Source organism: Edaphobacillus lindanitolerans (assembly GCF_900156305.1).
Taxonomy (GTDB): domain Bacteria; phylum Bacillota; class Bacilli; order Bacillales_A; family Planococcaceae; genus Bhargavaea; species Bhargavaea lindanitolerans.
In genome coordinates this window covers 379,931-399,299 of record NZ_FTPL01000003.1, presented here as the reverse complement: position 1 = coordinate 399,299, position 19,369 = coordinate 379,931, and the positions used below count along the sequence as shown (strand labels likewise).

Genomic DNA, 19,369 nt, shown 5'->3' with positions numbered 1-19,369 from the left:
CCGGTCATTTTCCGGTCAGCCGCCTGATTTCCGCCTCTCCTGCCTTGTCGCCCGCACGCTTGAAGGCTTCTATGGCCATTTCCCATGCGACTGCAGGATCATGGTGCATCACTTGGCTCGCCTTCCCGATCCCCCGCCAGGCACAGCCGATACAAATATCGTCTCCCGCGGATTTCCCTTGTCTGAGCGCCTGCCGGAAAGCGGACAGGGCCAGCTCGGGCTCCCCTTCCTGTAAATGCAGTTCTCCCAATTCGTATGAGTTTGCCGAAAAGCCGGAGTGATCGTCCGTAAGGTGCTCACGGCGGAATTCCAGCTCTTTGCCGAACCACTTTCGCGCACCGGCCGGATCCCCCTCAAGCCGGAAGGTCATGCCAAACTGATGCATGGCGATCGCCGCTGCACTCCGGTCCGTCCGTTCCTCCGCACGGCGGAGCAATTCCCCATACAAATCGCGGGCTTCTTCGTAAGCCTCTCTCATGGCCAGCGTGAACCCGAGCATATGCATGGCCGCCTCTTCCTCTTGAGGCCCGGCGGCCCGGCCCAGCCGTTCCCGGTACAGCTTCTCCGCCTCCGGCCAGTCTCCCCGGTCGAATGCGTCAAACGCCGCATCCCTCCTCATTTCCCGAGCACCACGTTTGCGAACGTATAACCATTGCGTCCGACGGTTCCTTCCAGACGGACCGGCACCGGTTCACGGAAGACCGGGCCATCGATCACCAATGTGTGGAACTCGCCCGATTCCCCGCACGGATCGATCCCCCGCTCTTCCATCTCACGGATGAGCGCGGCATCAAACAGCCGGCCGACCCATTCAGACGGAAACCGGCTGTCCTGCCCGACAACGACCCGTGCACGGAAGCCCGCGGCGAGAAACGCTTCCACGGTTTCTTTCCGGCTCATGCCCCAGAGCGGATGCTCGGCCGTCATCCCTTTTTCAGCACAGGTGTCCCGCACCCATTTCAAATGATCCTCCAGGTCGACATCGCCGAAGACGCCCGTCCCGATGCCCGCTTGTTTGATCTCCTCCAGGCCGGACAAAAACTCTTCCTTGTAGTTTGTCCATCCGGCACGCCGGATGACAAGCGGCACCCCGAGCCGCTCCGCCTGGGCGCGGATGACCGCTTCGCTCACTGCATGCGACTTTGACCGGTCCCCCTCGTCATCGAACATCGTGAGCAGCCGCACCGGCCGGCCGCCGTTCTGCATGGCTTGATACAATGCAAGCGCCGAATCCTTGCCTCCACTCCACGAGCAGAAAAATGATCCTCCATCCACAGGTTATGCCCCCTTTCTTCCATTAACCGGAGTGTACCATATCCCTCCCGATGAAAAAAACCGGCCCTCAAGCCGGCATTGGCGTCGGGGTCGGTTCTGCAAAGCCTTCTTTATAAGTCTCGTCGATTGTCTCGCGGATTTCCTTCAGCGATTTTCCATCCTTCGCCATCTTTACGGAATCAACCGCAATCTCCAGGCAAGTGAGGCAGCGCGTGCCGTGGTCGTCCCAGACGACCGAACCGTCTTCCTTCACTTCGGAGATGAAGCAGTTCAGGTTGCTCTTGTGGCCTGCGCTGTCCCCGCATCCGCAGTAGCACGGCATCCATTGGAGAATGTCGGTCGCGGCTCCTGCCGCCTGGTAAATGAGCCGCATGTCTTCCGGCTTGTCGTCGAGGAAGGAAGGCAGTTCATCCGCCGATGCGGTCGCTTCCTGCAGGTCGCCGTTCGGGAGGACGGTCTGGCCTTCCTTCACCTCACGGTCACCCGGCGCCGCGTGGTCATGTCCTGCATGTGCTTCTGCGTCCTGCTCCGGCTCCTCTTTCGCCGCTTCATTGCCGCAGGCGGAGAGGACGAGTCCGGCCGCCGCCAGCAGATAAATGAGCTTCTTTTTCATGATGAAGTTCACTCCTTTGGCACCACTATACCGGATCGGGGACCGGAAGTGGAGTGACAACTTATCGAATCGTTTGGCCAGCCGGTGTGAGTCCCTTCCTTTCTTCGGTGAATCGCTGCCTTTCCTCTGCGAATCGCTACCTTTGGATTTCGAGTCCCTACCTTTTGTGCCCGAGCCGCTACCTTAGGTTCCCGAATCCCTACCTTTGTTCCCCGAGTCCCTACCTTTGCTTCCCGAATCCCTACCTTTTGTGCCCGAGTCCCTACCTTTGTTCCCCGAGTCCCTACCTTTTGTGTCCGAGCCGCTACCTTCCACTCCAAACACGAAAAAACAGCCGGAGACACGAGTCCCCGGCTGCTTCCTTCATTCCTATTACCGTCCGATCATCTTCGACGGAACGACCCATTCGTCGAACTGTTCGGCTGTGAGGAGTCCGGATTTGACGGCGGATTCCTTCAGTGTGGTGCCTTCCGCATGTGCGGTTTTCGCGATCTTCGCCGCATTTTCATAACCGATGTGCGGGTTGAGGGCGGTGACGAGCATGAGCGAGTTGTCCAGGAGCTCCTGGATCTTCTCTTTGTTCGGCTCGATGCCGACCGCGCAGTTGTTGTTGAAGCTGATCATCCCGTCGGACAGGAGGCGGACCGACTGGAGGAAGTTGTAGGCGATGACCGGCTTGAACACGTTCAGTTCGAAGTTGCCCTGGCTTGCGGCAAATCCGATCGTCGCGTCGTTCCCCATGACCTGGGCGACGACCATTGTGAGCGCCTCGCTCTGTGTCGGGTTGACCTTGCCCGGCATGATCGAGCTGCCCGGCTCGTTTGCCGGGATTGTGATTTCGCCGATGCCCGAGCGCGGACCGCTTGCGAGCCAGCGTACGTCGTTTGCGATCTTCATGAGGTCCGCCGCGAGCGCCTTGACCGCGCCGTGTGTGAAGACGGCTTCATCGTAGCTCGTGAGCGCCTGGAATTTATTTTCCGCGGATGTGAACTCGATGCCGACCTGTTCGCTGATCTGGGCTGCCACCTGGTCGCCGAAGCCTTTCGGTGCGTTGAGCCCCGTGCCGACCGCCGTTCCGCCGATTGCGAGTTCCTTCATCTGCTCGACCGATTGCTCGATCATCACGCGGTCTTTTTCGAGCATGCGCACCCAGCCGCTGATTTCCTGGCCGAGCGTGAGCGGCGTCGCATCCTGCAGGTGCGTCCGGCCGATCTTGATGACATCGTCGAATTCCTTCGCCTTCTTGTCGAGCGTGTCTTTGAGGACATCAATTGCCGGCAGGAGGTTTTCGATGACCGACGTGACGGACGCCACGTGGAGCGCAGTCGGGAACGTGTCGTTCGACGACTGGGACTTGTTCACGTCATCGTTCGGGTGGAGACGGTCTTCTTCGCCCCACTCTTCGAGAAGTTCGTTGCCGCGGTGGGCAAGCACTTCGTTCATGTTCATGTTCGACTGCGTGCCGGAACCGGTCTGCCAGACGACGAGCGGGAAGTTGTCGTCGAGTTCGCCTTCAAGCACCTCGTCGGCTGCCGCCGCAATCGCCTTCGCCTTCGCGTCGGACAGGTTGCCGAGCTTGTTGCTCGTGATTGCCGCTGCCTTCTTCAGGTGGGCGAACGCCTTGACGATCTCCTTCGGCATCTTCTCTCCGCCGATCCGGAAGTTCTCTTTGCTCCGCTGCGTCTGCGCGCCCCACAGCTTGTCCGCCGGCACTTTGATCTCGCCGATCGTATCATGTTCGATGCGGTATTCCATCATTCCTCATCCTTTCCGTCTCCATCAATTCAATCCACCCTCTATTTTGCTATATTTCAGCCGGGGATACAATAGAGGGGCGTGAAGCCCGGCCGGGAGACAATCCGCAGCAGCCGGTCACGCCCACTCAAAAACCCGTCTCCTCTTCCGGAGACGGGTCCCTTTCAGTCTTTCTGATAAAAGAAGTTCGGCTTCAGGACTTCATTGTCATACGGCCGGTGGAAAATATGCGTGGCGGCCGGAGAGAGCGGCGGGATGAGCCAGGTCCAGTTGCCGGTGACCGCCCGGCCGGCGTCTTGCTCCTTCTTCTCGAATGCCCGGAACTGGCGGGCGGCGGTATGGTGGTCGACGAGCGTGACGCCCGCCTGCCGGTAGGAGTGCAGGACGGCGACATTCAGTTCGACGAGTGCCCTGTCGATCCAGAGGGACCGGGCTGAGCGGGTATCGAGGCCCATCACCCGGGCAACGGACGGAAGCAGATCATAGCGGCCGGTGTCCGCAAGATTGCGCGCCCCGATTTCCGTCCCCATGTACCATCCATTGAACGGGGCGGTCGGGTAGTCGATGCCGCCGATTTCAAGCCGCATGTCGGAAATGATCGGAACTGCATACCACCGGACGCCGAGACCTGCCATACCGGGGAGGTCCGGATGGGTGATCTGGACTTCCATGATCAGCTCTTCCGGAAGCGGAAACAGTTTCGGCTCTTGGCCCCGCTCTTCGATCACGAGCGGCAGCACATCGAACGGTGTCCCCTCTCCCCTCCATCCAAGCCGCTCGCAAGTCTGCGTGAACCCGACGGAAGCCGGATCTCCGATGACCGACTCCCCTTCCCGGTAGCCGGCATACCGGATCAGCTGATGGTTGCGGATGCGGAGCGGGTCGGTCCCGTCCTTGCGGGGCGGGAAGACGGTGATCGTCGAGCGGATGTTCCCGCCGTTCGTCGCATGGCGGATGTGCCGAGTGAGCTTATCATAAGCCTCTTCCGCCGTTTTTGTCTCCCGTTCATCAAAGACCTCAAGCGTCTCCCAGAGCAGCCGTCCGATGCAGCGGTTGCTGTTGCGCCAGGCCATTTTCGCACCATGTACGAGTTCGGCCCGCGTGTGTGCATACGTGCCGCTTCGCCTGATCTCTTCTTCGATTTCCCGGATCCGCTCCTCCTGCTGCTCTTGGGGCAATCCCAGTTCCCTGTAGCAGTCGCGGATAAAGCGAGCGGCTTCCGTCAGCAAGCGTTCATGATTGATTGACTTCACCATAAGATCAACTCCATACCCTGAGTCTATCACGGGCACGGGGTGGCGGCGCACGGGAGTTTCGCCAACTTTATGTCAAACAAAAAAGAAGAGCGCAGGCTCTTCTTTTTTAGATCAAAGTTCGTGCCGGAGCGCACCGATCACATCCGTCTTCGTCGCTTTCCGTGCCGGGCGCCAGCCGGAGATCATGGCGACGCCAAGGCTGATGGCGGACGCAATGAGGACGAGCTGCCACGGGATGACGGAGAATGTCACGCCGAGGTCGGCGCCGTCTTCCCCGAGGGCCGCCGTCACGATGACCGGCAGCACGGCATTGGCAACCATGCTGACGCCGTAGGAGATCAGCACCGCAATCACGGTCCCGACAATCCCGATCCAGGCGCTTTCCATGATGAACAGCCGCTGGATGAGCTTCGGTCCTGCGCCAAGCGCCTTCATGACGCCGATTTCCCGCGTCCGCTCCGTGACCGCCATCGTCATCGTGTTGAAGATGCCGATCGAGGCGATCAGGATGGCAATCGTGCCGACGAAGACGAGACCCGCCTTGAGTGCCAGGAAGAAGACGTCGAGCTGCTCGATTTCTTCAGACACCGAGTAGACCGAATAGCCGTCATCCTTCAGTGCACCGGTGACGCTTTTGACGTTTTCCAGCTTGTCGACATAGACGTTCACCTGCGGATAAGTGAAGCCATCCGGCTCCACGCCTTCCTCCGGTTCCGGAGAAACGGCGGCAAGGCCTTTTTCCATCTCCGGCATCAGCCGGTCATCCATGTACAGGTAGCCGTCAAACGCCCAGTCTTTGCCCGGTGCTTCCTTGATGCCGACAATCTTGAGCGGCCACTCCTCCGATACCGCGCCTTCTTTGAGTGGTTCGAATTTAAATGTGACCGTCTTTCCGAGCAGGGCTTCCTTGTAGGTCGGCAGCTCTTCGCCTTCCTTCACGGTCGCCTTTTCGTCGATCAGCTGCTCGGCGAAACCGGAGCCGACGACGACTTCGCCCGGTTTTTCAGGGAACCGGCCTTCCGCCAGCTTGAAGCCCGAAGTTGCTTCTTCGCCAAAATCAGTAAAGTAAGCATTGAGTCCGGCCGTATAGCCGTCAAGTTCAGCGAATGCAGTCGGGGCCAGCTGCTTGCGGTGGACGACCGCCTTCACATGATCCATCTTTTTCATCGCGTCTGTTTTCGCGTCCGTCAGTTCCTCGCTGTACACTTCCACCTGCGTGACCATCTGATTGGACAGGACCTCATCTTTGATCGTCTTGTGCAGGCCGAACCCGACTGACGCGAGGACGATGAGGAACGCCGTGCCCATCGTGGCGGCGAGCACCGTCATGAACACGCGCAGCCGGTTGCGCCGGATATGCTGCCGGACGAAGGCGATCTGGTCTTTAAATGACATGGCGGAGTCCCCCTTCCGCGAGCTCTCCGTCGTGCATCCGGTATGTGCGGTCCGCGATTGCGGCGACTTCGTCGTCATGTGTGATAATGACGAACGTGATGCCGTACGTTCGGTTGAGCGATTGGATGAGCAACAGGATGTCCTGCTCCGTCTCGGAGTCCAGGCTGCCGGTCGGCTCGTCCGCGAAGATGATCGGCGGCTCGGTGATGAGCGCCCGGGCAATCCCGACCCGCTGCTGCTGGCCGCCCGACAGTTCATTCGGGTAGTGGCTCCGGATGTCGCTCAGTCCGGTGCTCTCGAGAAGCTCTTCCACTTTGCGCCTGCGCTCTGCGGCCGGAACCCCTTTCAATGTAAGCGGGAGCTCGACGTTTTCGAATGCGGTCAGGCCCGGCATGAGCTGAAAGTTCTGGAACACGAAACCGAAATGATCCAGCCGGTACGCCGCCCGCTGCGCTTCGTTCATCGCCGTCAGGTCCGTGCCGTCCACGAGCACGCGGCCGGAATCCGGCTGCAGGAACCCCGCGAGAATATGAAGCAGCGTCGACTTCCCGGAACCGCTCCGTCCGACAATCGATACGATCTCCCCGTCCGCCGCCTGGAGCGTCAGCCCCTTCAGGACCGGCACTTCCGTCTCCTTCCCCTTCTTGCCGACCCGGAACGAATGGGCCAGCCCTTTCACTTCGATCATGTTCATTCCTCCAATAATGAGTGCTGACTTCAGTATAGAAGGGAAATCTGAAGGAAAAGCGAGGACGAACATGAAGAATTTCTTAAGATGACGGGGCCGGGAAAGATGAGTGTTAAGCAATGTGCCGTGAGTGTTAAGAAACTGCCTCTGAATGTTAAGCAAACAATCCCGAGTGTTAAGAAACGGTTCCTGAGTGTTAAGCAACCACATCAGGGCGTATGATGACCCCTGTTTAAACGTGCCACCCGGCACCTTCTGGAATATAATGATAGAAAGATCAATGAAAAACAGGCGTCTGACGGATTTCCATCCGGACAAGCCTACAGAAAGCAAGGGGATCCTCATGTTTTGCGATATCTGCAGGCCTCACGCACTGGAATTTGAAATCGAATATTCAACTCCCGAAAACCGGCAGCACCTTCCGGCGATTCACCGCCATCTGGAAGAACTCGGGTTACTGGTCAGGGAAGGAGACAGCAGCCACATTGTACGGGAAGCCGCAATGAAGGGGCTCCTTGACTATATGGAACAGCACATGGATACGGCGCATATCCGCTTCCGGATCGACCGGCGGGATGCATGGAGGCCGGTCAGCGAAGCATCCGGGCTGGTGGATGCCGAGTGGATCGACCGGATCATTGACGAGCAGGCGGTCCATTTCCATGTCCAGCCGATCGTGGATGCAAGCGGCAGCGTGTACGCCCATGAGATGCTGGCCCGGTTCCGGAATGAAGACGGGGACCTCCTTTCTCCGTTTCCGGTGTTCGAAGCCGCGAGAACCCGCAACCGTCTGTACGCACTCGACCGGGTCTGCCGAATGAATGCGGTCCGCCAGTCAGCTGCTGTCGGGACCCGGGTTTTCATCAATTTTGTCCCGAACTCCATTTACTCGCCTGAGCATTGCCTGCGATCGACGGTGCAGCTGGCAATCGAGCTGGGCATCGATCCTTCGCAATTCGTCTTCGAAGTTGTCGAGACCGAGAAAGTGAAGAACCAGGCCCATCTGAAGCGGATTCTCGACTATTACCGGAAAAACGGCTTCCGGTATGCCCTTGACGATATCGGCGCCGGGTTCAACACAGTCGAGACGATCCGTGAAATGCGGCCATACTATACGAAGATTGACCGCCAATACGTAACCGGTGTCCACCTCGACCCCCAAAAGCAGAAAGTCGCGCTTGACGTGCTTGAGGCGACCCGCTTCACCGGCGGCGTCCCGCTCGCCGAGGGCATCGAGGATGAAGCGGAGTTCCGCTGGCTGAAAAATGCCGGATTCGAGCTGTTCCAGGGCTATCTGTTCGGAAAGCCGCGTCCGATTGCCGGTTAAGAATCATTCAAACAAAAATCGGAGACCGCACCTGTATCACAGGACGGTCTCCGGCTTTCTTCTTTATTAAATTTCCACGGTCTCCACATCACCCGCCGGCGACTCATCTTCCGGCTTCACGGCTCCCGGGCCTTCCTTCTCCCGCTTTTCCTTCATTTCAAATGCGATGTCGTTCAGGCTCGGACGGAGGTTGTGCTTGCCCGAGTAGTTTTCGAGCATTTCCTTCACGTCGATGCCGGACGAGGCTTTGAGCGATTCCTGCAGTCCGGTCATGAGGCTTGTGGCGTAGCCGGTGACGCGGTTCGCACCGCCGCCTTCGCCGCTGCCCGTGTCGACGACGGTGAGCTTGTCGATGTTGCCGAGCGGCGCCGCGACGTTCTTCGCGTATTCCGGCATCATGCGGACGATCATATCGAGGACCGCAGCCTGGCCGTACTGCTCGAACGCTTCGGCGATCTTTCGCTTCGCTTCAGCCTCGGCAAGACCCTTCAGGCGGATGACATCCGCTTCGGCCTCACCCTGCGCCCGCTCGGATTCGGCCTTGGCCGTTCCATCGAGCCGGACTTTTTCGGCGTCCGCTTTTGCCCGCGCTTCGATGCGGTACTTCTCTGCATCCGCCTCGGCGAGCTGTTTCGCCTTCTCTGCGGCCGCGTTCTGCTCGATCGCATAGCGGTCGGCGTCCGCCTTTTTCTTCACTTCAGAATCATACTGGCGCTCCCGGCGCTGGATTTCCTTTTCCTCGAGCTCGATCTGCTTCTGGCGCTCGATGATGCGGACCTGCATTTCCTGCTCGGTCACTTCCTGCTTGGCGCGGGCCGATTCCAGCTCATACGCCTGGTCGGCACGCGCTTTCGCGACGTCCTGCTCGCGGCGGTATTCGGCAACCTTCAGCTGGTTGTCCTTCTCCGATTCCGCGATTTCCGTGGCGCGTGCAAGCTCGGCCTGCATGGCATTCTTGTCGGCTTCCGCCCGCTTGATGCGCGTCTCTTTTTCCGCTTCCGCCGTCGCAATGTCGGCGTCGCGCTTCACCTGGGCGATCCGTGGTTTTCCGAGCGAGTCGAGGTAGCCGTTTTTGTCGCGCACGTCCTTGATCGTGAACGACACGATGACGAGGCCCATTTTCGCGAGGTCATGGGAAGCGACGCGCTGCACTTCCTGGGAGAACTTGTCGCGGTTCTTGTAGATCTCCTCGACGGTCATGGACCCGAGGATCGAGCGGAGGTGGCCTTCAAGGACTTCCTTCGCCTCGTTTTCGCGGTCTTCCTTCGCCTTGCCGAGGAACTGCTCGGCGGCGGTCGCGATTTCGGTGATCGAGCCGCCGATCTTGATGATCGCCGTGCCGTCCGCCATGACCGGCACGCCCTGCTCGGTGTATACTTCCGGCGTCGTCACTTCGAGCTTGCTCGAAAGCAGGCTGAGCGGTGCCGCCTGCTGGAATACCGGGAGGACGAATGTCCCGCCGCCGCGGATGATCTTGATTTTATTGCCGGATCCGTCCGTGTGCACATTCTTCGTCCCAAGATAGCTCCCCGTGACGATGAGTGCCTCGTCCGGACCGGCCGTCCGGTAGCGCGTCACATAGACGCCGATGATGGCGAGCAGCACGAACGCCGCAATGCCGACTGCAATCCATACCATAAATGTTTCCCCCTTTTAGTTGTAACTGGCTTCAACGACCCGACGGCAGCAGGACGGGCGGCCGCTCATTTCATGTCCGGAAATCGGAACGGTTCGTACTCCTTCACGATGAGTGCCCCATCCTTGATCTCCAGGATGAGCACTTCCTTGTCATAGGCGATCTCCGAGTTCCCGTAGCCTGCCGCCCGCTTCGGGATGAGGCCGTTCACCGTCTCGATGACGACTTCGCCGAACCCGTCTGCCGGCACAGGCACGATCACCCGGCCGACTTCGCCGAGCAGCGACTCATCTGTATATGCGGTCGAGGCCTCTGCGGACCGGAGCGGCAGCAGTACGAAAAAATAAAGAAGGAACGACAGCACCGCAGCCAATGCGCCCGCAACCACCATGATCAGAACGCTTCCAAGATCCGTCGTCTTCTCCAGGATGAACCCGCCCGCCGACAGGAATGTCAGGAATGCCAGGATCACCGCAGGATTCACGAACGGCAGTGCTTCTCCGGCGCCGTCCGCCACATCTCCGAAAAACAGATACAGCACCGTTGCCAGGCCGGCGACCACGAGCACGATCAGATACAACTGGGTCACCGGCAGCCCGAACACTTCCATTTACCCCACCTCCGCCGTCTGCTTGACTGATATACGGACGAACCCAATCCAAGGTTTCAAAAGTTCGGAAAATTATTGGGATTATTTGAAGACGGAGGTCTGTCCTCATGAAGATTCTCCAAAACCCTTGCACGAATTTCCCAAAGCTGTTATGATGACAATGAATTATTTTTGTTCGGCGTGACGTTCGGATGGATTCAATTTCATCTTGACTGATCAGGACTTGAGCAAGGATAGTAACACACGTGTGCCACAAGCACGCAAGGAGGAAATAAACATGGAACAAGGTAAAGTAAAATGGTTTAACGCAGAAAAGGGCTTCGGTTTCATCGAACGCGAAGATGGCGACGATGTATTCGTACACTTCTCCGCTATCCAGCAAGACGGTTTCAAGTCCCTTGATGAAGGTCAAGAAGTTGAGTTCGAAATCGAAGAAGGCCCACGCGGTCTTCAAGCTGCGAACGTCGTAAAAATCTAATTTTAGATAACGACTACAAACGCCGTCTCCTCCGGGAGGCGGCGTTTTTTATGTGATGGAACCTAAAAGCCGCCGCCCTCTTTCCGGGCGGCGGTTCGTCACTTTTTATGCGGGATGAATGAAGATGAATCCGAGCAGGCCGATGCCCACACCGAGCATGTTCAGCCACCGGTGCTTCTCTTCCCCTTTTTGGGGCCGGATGACCCGGTAGGCAAACGAGGCGGCGAGCACCAAAAACAAATATCTCAGCAGGGCCGGCTGAAACATGGCCCCGATCCCGATGATCGCAATGAGGATTATGAAAAACACTTCAGGCTTACCGATCTTGTTCATCATCTGCACCTCCACGTATTACCGGGCAAACAGGAACCCGGCCAGCAAGATCAGGACGATCAGGAGATTCCACGACCGCTTTTCCCCCTCCTTCGGCCGCACCGCCCGGTAGACGAAGGCAAGTGCGAATGTCAGGAACATATAACGGAAGAGGCTGCGCTCGAAGAACGACGCAATCAGGATGATGAGTCCGATTCCGAGCAGGATCCATTCCGTCATGGACAGTTTCGGCAAATGATCCCTCCTTTGCCCGGTTCATGATTAATCCGCAGGTCTTTCTTTATCCATTCCCCAATCTTCGGCGAGGATCACTTTCAGCTGTGCGAGCCGGGCTGCCCCGATCGTGTCTTCCACTTCTTGTTCCAATCCGTGTTTCAGCCGTTCGTTCTTCTCCAGGCATTCCGTTCCGAAACCGGTCAGCCGGACACGTCTCGCTTTTTTATTTTCTTCGTCTGCGCTTACCTCGACTAGCCCTTTTTCCAGAAGCTTCTTGATGAGTTTATGGGCTGCCTGCCGGGTGATGCCGGTCTGTCGGGCAACTTCGGCAATTGCCGGCTGTTCCCCGCCGATCCGTCCGATGAGAAACCACTCGGAGCTGGAAATCTCCGTTTCCGACTGCTCGGCCCAACGCTCTTCCGCTGTCCGTCGGAGCTGTGCATACTGTTCCCCCAGCAGGTCGATCAATCCTGGTTGGCGCTTTTCCATGTGGTTTCTTCCTCTCCACTTCCTACAAAATGCGTGTTAATCATGGCAAGCCTCGCGTCATTTGTCAACCAAGTTGACCAAAATGGGAAAGTTGCGTATAATGATTGTAAACCAGGTTGACGTTTCAACCGGAAGGAGGCCTTGCGGATGTTTGAGATTGGAGATGTTGTCGTCTATGCGAAACACGGACTCTGTAAGATCACGGACATTTGCGAGAAGGATTTATTTGGCCGCACACGGACATATTATTCGCTCCACCCGCTCGATGAGCCGTCGCTGAAGATCAGCACACCCGCAGACGGGAAAAAACAGAAGATCACGAAGGTGATGAGCCGGAAAGAAGCCGAGGAGCTGCTGGCGCTGTTCGGACAGCCGGGGATCGAGTGGATCCAGGACACGAGGGTCAGGGGCCGGTCCTATGATTCGCTCGTCCAGTCGGGAAGCCGGAAAGACATCGCCATGGTGGCCAATGCCCTCATCACCCGGCAGCTGACGACCGACCAGAAAATGTACGATCAGGACCGGAAAACCCTGTCCACGATCCAAAACCTGCTGTTCCACGAAATCGCCATGGCCCTGGACCTCACGTCTGAGGAAGTCGGCAACCGGATCAATGATCAGATCTTGGCGGGACAAGGGGTTTGAATGATGATGGAAGAGGATGGCGTTTGCCATCCTCTTTTCATTTTCATCAGGCAACGTTAGCTGTTAATTGATCCAAATGGATTGCCGCCTTCATCTGCATCAACAAATCCGGTCCGATTTGTCCAGCCGGTTCAAAACCATAATCCATTGCTTATGGAGAGCCGTTGTGAATTATGGACCGTTCTTATGGATTATGGAGAGCCGTTGTGAAATATGGACCGCTCTTATGAATTATGGACGACCGTTGTGAATTATGGGCACTCCTTATGAATTATGGAGGGCCCTTGTGAATTATGGACCGCTCTTATGAATTATGGAGGCCCGTTGTGAATTATGGACCGCTCTTATGAATTATGGACGACCGTTGTGAATTATGGACCGCTCTTATGAATTATGGACGACCGTTGTGAATCATGGGCACTCCTTATGAATTATGGACCGCTCTTCGGGCCCCCTCCCGCACGACAACCCTGCCCCCGTCCTGTAAACTGATGAGAGAATGATTTGATTATTGGCAGGGAAAGGAAGACATGCAGTGCGCAGCTTAGCAAATTTTGTGATCCGCTTTCCGAAGTGGATCATTGCTCTTTGGATACTCCTCGCGGGATTCATGGCGTTCCAGGCCGTGAAGCTGCCCGGCGTCCTCGAGGGTGACGGGTTCCGGATGGACGGAGAGCATGAACAGGTGATGGAGTGGGTGGCAGACGAGTTCGGCATGCCGGCAGAGACGCTGTTCCTCGTCTTTGACGGATTGTCCGAGGAGTCGGTCAGGCAAGAGCTGGACCGGGTGGAGGCGCTCGGCATCACCGAGGATATCGCCTCCCCGCTCGACGATCCCGCGCTCCACTCGGACGGGCTGTCTTATGCGATGCTCCAGTTTGGCGATGAGGCGGATATGCCGGCAGCTGTTTCTGACATCCGCAAAGCGGTGAAGGAGGACGGCACGACGCTCACCGGCGGGTCCGCCATCACCGAAGACATCAACAAGGCGAGCCAGCGCGACCTGATCAAGGCGGAGGCGATCGGGCTGCCGATCGCGCTCATCGTCCTCCTCCTTGCATTCGGTTCCGTTGTCGCGGCGCTCGTGCCGTTTTTCGTCGCGATTGCGACCGTGCTGACGACGTTCGGCATTCTGACGATCCTCGGCGGCTCGGTCGACCTGTCGATCTTCATCATGAATATCGTCCCGATGCTCGGGCTCGCCCTCAGCATCGACTTCTCGCTCCTCTTCATCAACCGGTATCGTGAAGAACGGAGAAAGCAACCGGTGCCGGATGCGGTCCGGACGACCATCCTGACCGCCGGGCGGTCGGTTCTGTTCTCGGCGTTCTGCGTGTTCATCGGACTCGGCGCGATGTTCATCATCCGGATCGAGATCTTCCAGAATATCGGACTCGGCGGCATGATCCTCGTCTCGCTTGCCGTCCTTACGTCGCTTACACTGCTGCCGTCGGTCCTGCTCGTTCTCGGGGACCGGCTGAACAAATGGACCGTCATCAAAGTGAAAGAAAACGGGACGACCGGCTGGCGGAAGTTCGCAGAACGGGTCATCCGCCGGCCGGTGCTCGTGACAATCGGGGCCATTCTCATCCTCGGCATCTTCGTCATCCCGGTGAAGGATATGGAACTCACGATTCCGGAAATGGATTCATTGCCGAAATCGAACGACTCCAGGCAGGCATTCGAAAAGATCGAGGATGAATTCGGCCTCAGCAACTCCAATGCCTATCTCATCGCCGAGCGGGACGGCGGCTGGGACGACGAGGACGGCATCCGGGAGATTGAAAAAATTCAGGATGCCCTGCTTGGCGACCCGCGGACGGATGAAGTAACGACGATCTTCACCGAAGGGGATATCAGCGGAGCCGATGAATGGATGCAGGCCGCTCAAATGCCTCAGGCCGACGCAGCGCTCGAACCGCTGATGGACGCATTCACGGACGGCGACGCCCTTCTCGTCCCGGTGACGCTCAAGCCCGACGGCGCCTCTGCGGGTGCCCAGGACTGGGCCCGCGACTGGGCGGAAAAAGACACGGAGTGGAACCTGTCCGTCGGCGGCTATCCGAAGTTCAACCAGGAAATCTTTGATGAGATCTGGGACAAGATCGGATGGGTCCTGGCCCTCATCGTCGTCTCGACATTCATCATCCTCATGATCGCCTTCCGCTCCGTGCTCATCCCGCTGAAGGCAATCCTCATGAACATCATCGGCTTGTCGGCTGCATTCGGCGCGCTCGTCTACATCTTCCAGTGGGGGCACTTCGGGCTTGAAGCGGGGACGATTGCGCTCATCATCCCGGTGCTCGTCTTCAGCCTCGTCTTCGGCCTCAGCATGGACTACGAGGTGTTCCTCATCTCGCGCATCCAGGAGGAATACACGAAGGACTTCGACAATGACCGGGCGACCGTCGAAGGGCTTGCCGCAACGAGCAAGATCATCACTTCCGCGGCGCTCATCATGATCGTCCTCACCGGCGCCTTCGCCTTCACAGACGTCATGCCGGTCAAGCAGATCGGCGTCGGCATCGCGATCGCCGTGGCGATCGACGCCACGATCATCCGCCTCCTCCTCGTCCCGAGCCTCATGAAGCTGTTCGGGAAATGGAACTGGTGGCTGCCGTTCCGGAAAGGACCGTACAGGGGCGGGAATTGGCACTGAGCAATTTGGAGTGAATGAAAAGCGAGGGTGCCCAAAGCACCCTCGTTTTTCTCATCTATGTTGAACCCCAAAACTCTATAGGTCCGCTGCCTGCTGCGCCCCGCCAGTCCCCTTCCGGCTTCCGGTGAGCGCCAGCATCAGGATCATGCCGATGAGGCAGCCCGTCCCGAGCCATTGGAAGAGGCCGAATGGTTCCCCGAGCCAGAACACCGTCGTGAGCACGGCCGCGAGCGGCTCCAGGCTGCCGAGGAGGCTCGTTTCTTTCGGCGCCAGACTCTGAAGGCTTTCAATGTAAAACCAGAATGCCAGCATCGTCCCGAAGAGGATGACGAAGACGAGGTAGCCGTATGCTTCGGGCGGCAGTCCGGCAAGATCCGCCCTCCACGGCGGATGAATGAAGCTCAGCGCGGCCCCGCCGATCGTCATCGCCCAGCCGACGATGACGAGGGAATCAAACCGTGCGAGGAGCGGGACGGCATAAAGCGTATAAAACGCGAGCGACACGCCCGACAGGACTCCCCAGACAACAGCCGGCATCGGGACGGAAAGCCCTGCGAGCGAACCGTTCGTCAGCAGGAGGAAACAGCCGCCGAGTGCCAGGATGACCGTCATGATGTCCCGGCTGCTCAGAATGGCCTGTTTCCGCAGCACCGTATAGACGATGATCATGACCGGCGCCAAGTATTGCAGGAGCGTCGCCACTGCCGCATTGCCGTGGTCGATGGACGCCATGTATGTATACTGGACGGCCAGCATGCCGAGCAGGCCGAAAAGGACAAGCCGGAAAGCGGTCGCCTTGTTCCGCCATACGTCCAGGATCTGGCTCCGGTCCTTCCAGAGGAACTGGACCGCGAGCAAAAGAATGCCGGCGATGAGCAGCCGCGTCGACACGAGCCAGTTCACTTCGATTCCGTATTGCTGGAACAGCTTTTGGGAGACGGTTCCGCCGACGCCCCAGAAAACGGCGCCCGACATGACGAGCAGCAGCCCGGTTGTCCGACTTTTTTGACTCATATGCATTTCTCCATCTATTTAATCTGTTAGTATGATCTTAACGGAAATACCGGATGTCCGGAAGACCCGGATTCCGACCGGACCGAAATCAGAGGATGGCCTGCAACACGGGACGAATCGGTTCCGGACAGATTTCATCTTGAGGAGGAAAAATATGAACAGATTGAACCTGGTCACCCTCGGCACAAGGGATATCGTCAGATCCCATCATTTCTTTAAAGAGCTTGGGTTCGACACGTCCATCCGAGGAACAGAGGAGCAGCCTTTTATCATCTTCTTCAGAAATGAAGGAAGCCGGATCGCCCTGTACCCGCTGGAGGAGCTTGCAAAAGATGTGAATGAAGCCCTGCCGCCTGCTGTTTCAAGCGGATTCCCCGGAATCACTTTGGCCTATAATGCGAAGTCCATGGAAGAAGTGGATGAGGTGATGTTCCGGGCGGAAGCAGCCGGGGCGACCATCCAAAAAGCTCCGAAAAAGACGGACTGGGGCGGCTATGGAGGTTATTTCACCGACCTGGACGGCTACTATTGGGAAGTGGCTTATGGCGAAGACTGGCAATTCGACGAATCGAATATGCTGGTCATCGAGGACCAATGAGCATGCACCTGTCTTGGCCGCAGCCGGCTTTTGACCCGCCCATGACCGGGCACCCCCAAAATGGAAGTGAGGAGGATCTCCGATGATCAACGATGCAGACTTGGAGTTTTTGAACCGATGCGTGGATCTGGCGAAGGAAGCTTTGGAAAAGGGCGATGAGCCGTTCGGTTCCGTCCTGGTGTCTGCCGGCGGCGAAATTCTAATGGAAGACCATAACCGGGTGGCCGGCGGGGATCATACGCAGCATCCGGAATTCGCCCTCGCACGCTGGGCCGCGGAAAACCTGACACCGGAAGAAAGGGAAACCGCCACTGTCTATACGTCCGGCGAGCACTGCCCGATGTGTGCGGCCGCACATGGATGGGTCGGCCTGGGCCGGATCGTCTATGCCAGCTCATCGGCGCAATTGGCGGGTTGGCTGAGGGAAATGGGGATGGATCCGTCGCAATCCCGTGTCCGCAGCCTTCCGATTTCCGAGGTGATCCGGGATACCCGGGTGGACGGCCCTGTCCCCGGACTGGCAGAACAAGTCCGCGAACTCCACCGCCAGCTTCATATTGGAAAATCCTAAGATCAGAGTCCCCGACAAAGGCTTCCTGCATGGAACGGAATCGTCCCGTGCAGGAAGCCTTCTTCAATTTATGGCAATGATCAGATTCCCGGCCCAGACCGGCTGATCTCCCCCGCCAATCAAATCTCCCCACGATCTTTGATTTTATTATTGAACCGATTCTGTTTCAGCCGTCGTCTAATAGCTGAATTCAAATATGAAAGGGGTGGATACCCGGTTGGACAAAGAAGAAAAGGATTTCATATTGGAAAAATTGATGGTTGAATACGGTGATGAACTGGTGCGATTGGCGTTTTCTTACGTGAAAGATGCGGAGAACGCCAAGGACCTGGTCCAGAATACGTTTATCAAATGTTATAAAAACCTTGATTCATTCCGGTTTGATGCACAAATAAAGACATGGCTCTACCGGATCACCATCAATGAATGCAAAGACTATTTGAAAAGCTGGAATCACAGAATGGTACAGGTAAAAAGCTTTATTCATGACACCGCGATTTCACTGTTGCCGTCAACCGAACATGCCGTGATCGATAAGCATCATGAACAGTACATAAAAAATACGATCTATTCCCTTCCAAAAGTGTACCGGGAAGTGGTCTACCTTTACTATTACGAGTCATTGAAGACAACCGAAATTTCCGAAGTTCTGGACATACCGGCGAATACAGTGAAGACCCGGCTGAGAAGGGCAAAGCAGCGTCTGGAGCCGATGATCAAGGAGGCGGAACTTCATGAAAGATAAACGGCCAAAAGACCGGTTCGGTCATACGTCCGATCCTGAACTCAAATTCACTGAAGAAGACCGCAGTAAAGTCTTTGAACAAGTGCACAAGCTGGAAAATACGTACACGAAAAAGAAGTCGATCGTTTCGTATATGCTGCCGTTGACGGCTTCCGTATTCGTGGCGGCACTGTGCTTATTTTTGTTCTTCCCCTCGATTTTCTCCGGCACCCCCAACCATGAAGACGCCGCAGGTCCATCAGCAAATCGGGAAGATCCTGTCTCAACCATCCTATTCACTGTGAAAGACGATCACAATCGGATCCCCGTCAACCTTCTCCTCTCTTACCGAAAAGACAAAAAGATGATCAACACCCTCTCCATCCCCCGTGATACGTATGCCCCGATATCGGGTCAGGATGACGGAACCCCTTCCTATGACAAATTGACATTTGCCTATGAACGGAATTCGGGAGGAGCTGAAAATGTAAGATCGACGGTTTCAGAGCTTTTTGATTTGCCGATCGATCATTATGCGATCATGGATTTAGAAACCTTTTCATCCATCATTGATTCGACGGGCGGAATCGAATACGAGCTCCGGGACGATATTCGCGTAAGGGCCCTATCCAAAGTGTCCTTTGAATTCAAGAAAGGGATGAATCGCTTCAACGGCGAAGAGGTTGCGGCCTTGTTGATGGATGCTGCGGCAGGAAAAAGTCTGGATGCACAAGACCAATCAGCCATCCTGAACGCGGTCATCCAGCAACTCAGCACAGTGCCCAAAACACAATTGAAACCAGTTCTCTTGCAGGAAATAGAGGGCAACATTTCAATCGGACAATTGCTGGAGGATCGGACGGAACTCCCCTCGATCCGATCGGTATCCCTCTTGGATGGAATCAAAGATGAAATGATAGACGGGGCGTACTACATCACATTCGAGGAAGACTTCCTGAAATCCGTCTCAAAGGATTTCACCTCATTCGACTGAGCGGGACCCGCGGCGCGTTTTGAGAAAAGTCTCGGAAAGAAACAAAGGCTTCCTGCATCGGACGAAATCGTCCGTGCAGGGAGCCTTCTTCTG

21 protein-coding genes are annotated in these 19,369 nt (G+C 57.0%); 8 read left to right on the top strand and 13 right to left on the bottom strand.

Annotation, left to right across the window (positions count from 1 at the left end; genetic code table 11):
* Positions 1–4: 4 nt before the first annotated feature.
* The 7 genes from B0B07_RS11480 to B0B07_RS11450 all read right to left on the bottom strand — a co-directional run bounded on the left by B0B07_RS11480 (position 5) and on the right by B0B07_RS11450 (position 6,982).
* The gene (locus tag B0B07_RS11480; protein ID WP_076759060.1) at positions 5–619 is read right to left on the bottom strand and encodes a tetratricopeptide repeat protein; all 615 of its coding nucleotides are present in this window, start codon (positions 617–619) and stop codon (positions 5–7) included.
* Positions 616–1,275, bottom strand: coding sequence for a Dph6-related ATP pyrophosphatase (locus tag B0B07_RS11475; RefSeq protein WP_076759058.1), 660 nt, complete (start codon positions 1,273–1,275; stop codon positions 616–618). Before B0B07_RS11475 ends, B0B07_RS11480 begins: the two co-directional genes overlap by 4 nt.
* Before the next feature lie 67 nt (positions 1,276–1,342).
* On the bottom strand, positions 1,343–1,888 hold the full coding sequence (locus tag B0B07_RS11470; protein ID WP_076759296.1) for a PCYCGC motif-containing (lipo)protein: 546 nt from the start codon (positions 1,886–1,888) through the stop codon (positions 1,343–1,345).
* Between the two features lie 372 nt (positions 1,889–2,260).
* A complete protein-coding gene (gene fumC, locus B0B07_RS11465; RefSeq protein ID WP_076759295.1) occupies positions 2,261–3,643 on the bottom strand; it encodes a class II fumarate hydratase in 1,383 nt (460 codons plus the stop codon).
* Positions 3,644–3,807: 164 nt separating this feature from the next.
* Positions 3,808–4,899, bottom strand: a complete 1,092-nt coding sequence (locus B0B07_RS11460) for a nitric oxide synthase oxygenase (protein ID WP_076759057.1) — start codon at positions 4,897–4,899, stop codon at positions 3,808–3,810.
* Between the two features lie 111 nt (positions 4,900–5,010).
* On the bottom strand, positions 5,011–6,294 hold the full coding sequence (locus B0B07_RS11455; protein WP_076759056.1) for an ABC transporter permease: 1,284 nt from the start codon (positions 6,292–6,294) through the stop codon (positions 5,011–5,013).
* Positions 6,284–6,982 carry an ABC transporter ATP-binding protein gene (locus B0B07_RS11450; protein ID WP_076759054.1) on the bottom strand — a complete coding sequence of 233 codons (699 nt, stop codon included), beginning with the start codon at positions 6,980–6,982 and terminating at the stop codon, positions 6,284–6,286. The genes B0B07_RS11455 and B0B07_RS11450 overlap by 11 nt, the downstream gene beginning before the upstream one ends.
* Positions 6,983–7,325: 343 nt before the next feature.
* Here B0B07_RS11450 and B0B07_RS11445 point away from each other — a divergent pair, with 343 nt between their 5' ends.
* Positions 7,326–8,309: an EAL domain-containing protein gene (locus B0B07_RS11445; RefSeq protein WP_076759294.1), complete on the top strand. Its 984-nt coding sequence runs from the start codon at positions 7,326–7,328 to the stop codon at positions 8,307–8,309.
* A 66-nt stretch (positions 8,310–8,375) separates the two neighbouring features.
* On the opposite strand, the gene B0B07_RS11440 is transcribed toward B0B07_RS11445, so the two are convergent.
* Together B0B07_RS11440 and B0B07_RS11435 are read right to left on the bottom strand one after the other, a co-directional pair.
* Positions 8,376–9,947, bottom strand: a complete 1,572-nt coding sequence (locus tag B0B07_RS11440) for a flotillin family protein (RefSeq protein WP_076759052.1) — start codon at positions 9,945–9,947, stop codon at positions 8,376–8,378.
* Positions 9,948–10,012: 65 nt separating this feature from the next.
* Positions 10,013–10,555, bottom strand: a complete 543-nt coding sequence (locus B0B07_RS11435) for an NfeD family membrane protein (protein ID WP_076759050.1) — start codon at positions 10,553–10,555, stop codon at positions 10,013–10,015.
* A 277-nt stretch (positions 10,556–10,832) separates the two neighbouring features.
* On the opposite strand from B0B07_RS11435, the gene B0B07_RS11430 reads away from it, so the two are divergent.
* Positions 10,833–11,033 (top strand): cold-shock protein, encoded by a 201-nt coding sequence (locus B0B07_RS11430; RefSeq protein WP_040225409.1) that lies wholly within the window; start codon positions 10,833–10,835, stop codon positions 11,031–11,033.
* Positions 11,034–11,138: 105 nt separating this feature from the next.
* On the opposite strand, the gene B0B07_RS11425 is transcribed toward B0B07_RS11430, so the two are convergent.
* From B0B07_RS11425 to B0B07_RS11415, 3 genes are read right to left on the bottom strand one after another with little or no spacing between them, the layout of a single operon-like run.
* Positions 11,139–11,366 carry a hypothetical protein gene (locus tag B0B07_RS11425; RefSeq protein ID WP_076759048.1) on the bottom strand — a complete coding sequence of 76 codons (228 nt, stop codon included), beginning with the start codon at positions 11,364–11,366 and terminating at the stop codon, positions 11,139–11,141.
* Between the two features lie 18 nt (positions 11,367–11,384).
* A complete protein-coding gene (locus tag B0B07_RS11420; RefSeq protein ID WP_076759047.1) occupies positions 11,385–11,600 on the bottom strand; it encodes a hypothetical protein in 216 nt (71 codons plus the stop codon).
* 27 nt (positions 11,601–11,627) lie between these two features.
* Positions 11,628–12,071 carry a MarR family winged helix-turn-helix transcriptional regulator gene (locus B0B07_RS11415; RefSeq protein ID WP_076759046.1) on the bottom strand — a complete coding sequence of 148 codons (444 nt, stop codon included), beginning with the start codon at positions 12,069–12,071 and terminating at the stop codon, positions 11,628–11,630.
* 147 nt (positions 12,072–12,218) lie between these two features.
* Between B0B07_RS11415 and B0B07_RS11410 the strand changes: the two genes are divergently transcribed.
* Positions 12,219–12,716, top strand: coding sequence for a CarD family transcriptional regulator (locus B0B07_RS11410; protein ID WP_076759044.1), 498 nt, complete (start codon positions 12,219–12,221; stop codon positions 12,714–12,716).
* Positions 12,717–13,251: 535 nt separating this feature from the next.
* A complete protein-coding gene (locus B0B07_RS11405; RefSeq protein ID WP_076759043.1) occupies positions 13,252–15,375 on the top strand; it encodes an MMPL family transporter in 2,124 nt (707 codons plus the stop codon).
* Between the two features lie 75 nt (positions 15,376–15,450).
* Here B0B07_RS11405 and B0B07_RS11400 read toward each other — a convergent pair whose 3' ends face one another.
* Complete coding sequence (locus B0B07_RS11400) at positions 15,451–16,389, bottom strand: EamA family transporter (RefSeq protein WP_076759041.1); 939 nt, start codon at positions 16,387–16,389, stop codon at positions 15,451–15,453.
* Positions 16,390–16,543: 154 nt separating this feature from the next.
* On the opposite strand from B0B07_RS11400, the gene B0B07_RS11395 reads away from it, so the two are divergent.
* The 4 genes from B0B07_RS11395 to B0B07_RS11380 all read left to right on the top strand — a co-directional run bounded on the left by B0B07_RS11395 (position 16,544) and on the right by B0B07_RS11380 (position 19,276).
* Positions 16,544–16,987 (top strand): VOC family protein, encoded by a 444-nt coding sequence (locus B0B07_RS11395; protein WP_076759040.1) that lies wholly within the window; start codon positions 16,544–16,546, stop codon positions 16,985–16,987.
* 82 nt (positions 16,988–17,069) lie between these two features.
* Entirely contained in the window at positions 17,070–17,558 is a 489-nt protein-coding gene (locus B0B07_RS11390; RefSeq protein ID WP_076759039.1) for a nucleoside deaminase, read from the top strand.
* A gap of 217 nt (positions 17,559–17,775) precedes the next feature.
* Positions 17,776–18,303: a sigma-70 family RNA polymerase sigma factor gene (locus B0B07_RS11385; RefSeq protein WP_076759037.1), complete on the top strand. Its 528-nt coding sequence runs from the start codon at positions 17,776–17,778 to the stop codon at positions 18,301–18,303.
* Positions 18,304–18,436: 133 nt separating this feature from the next.
* Positions 18,437–19,276, top strand: a complete 840-nt coding sequence (locus B0B07_RS11380; RefSeq protein ID WP_234982372.1) for an LCP family protein — start codon at positions 18,437–18,439, stop codon at positions 19,274–19,276.
* The last annotated feature ends 93 nt before the right edge of the window (positions 19,277–19,369 follow it).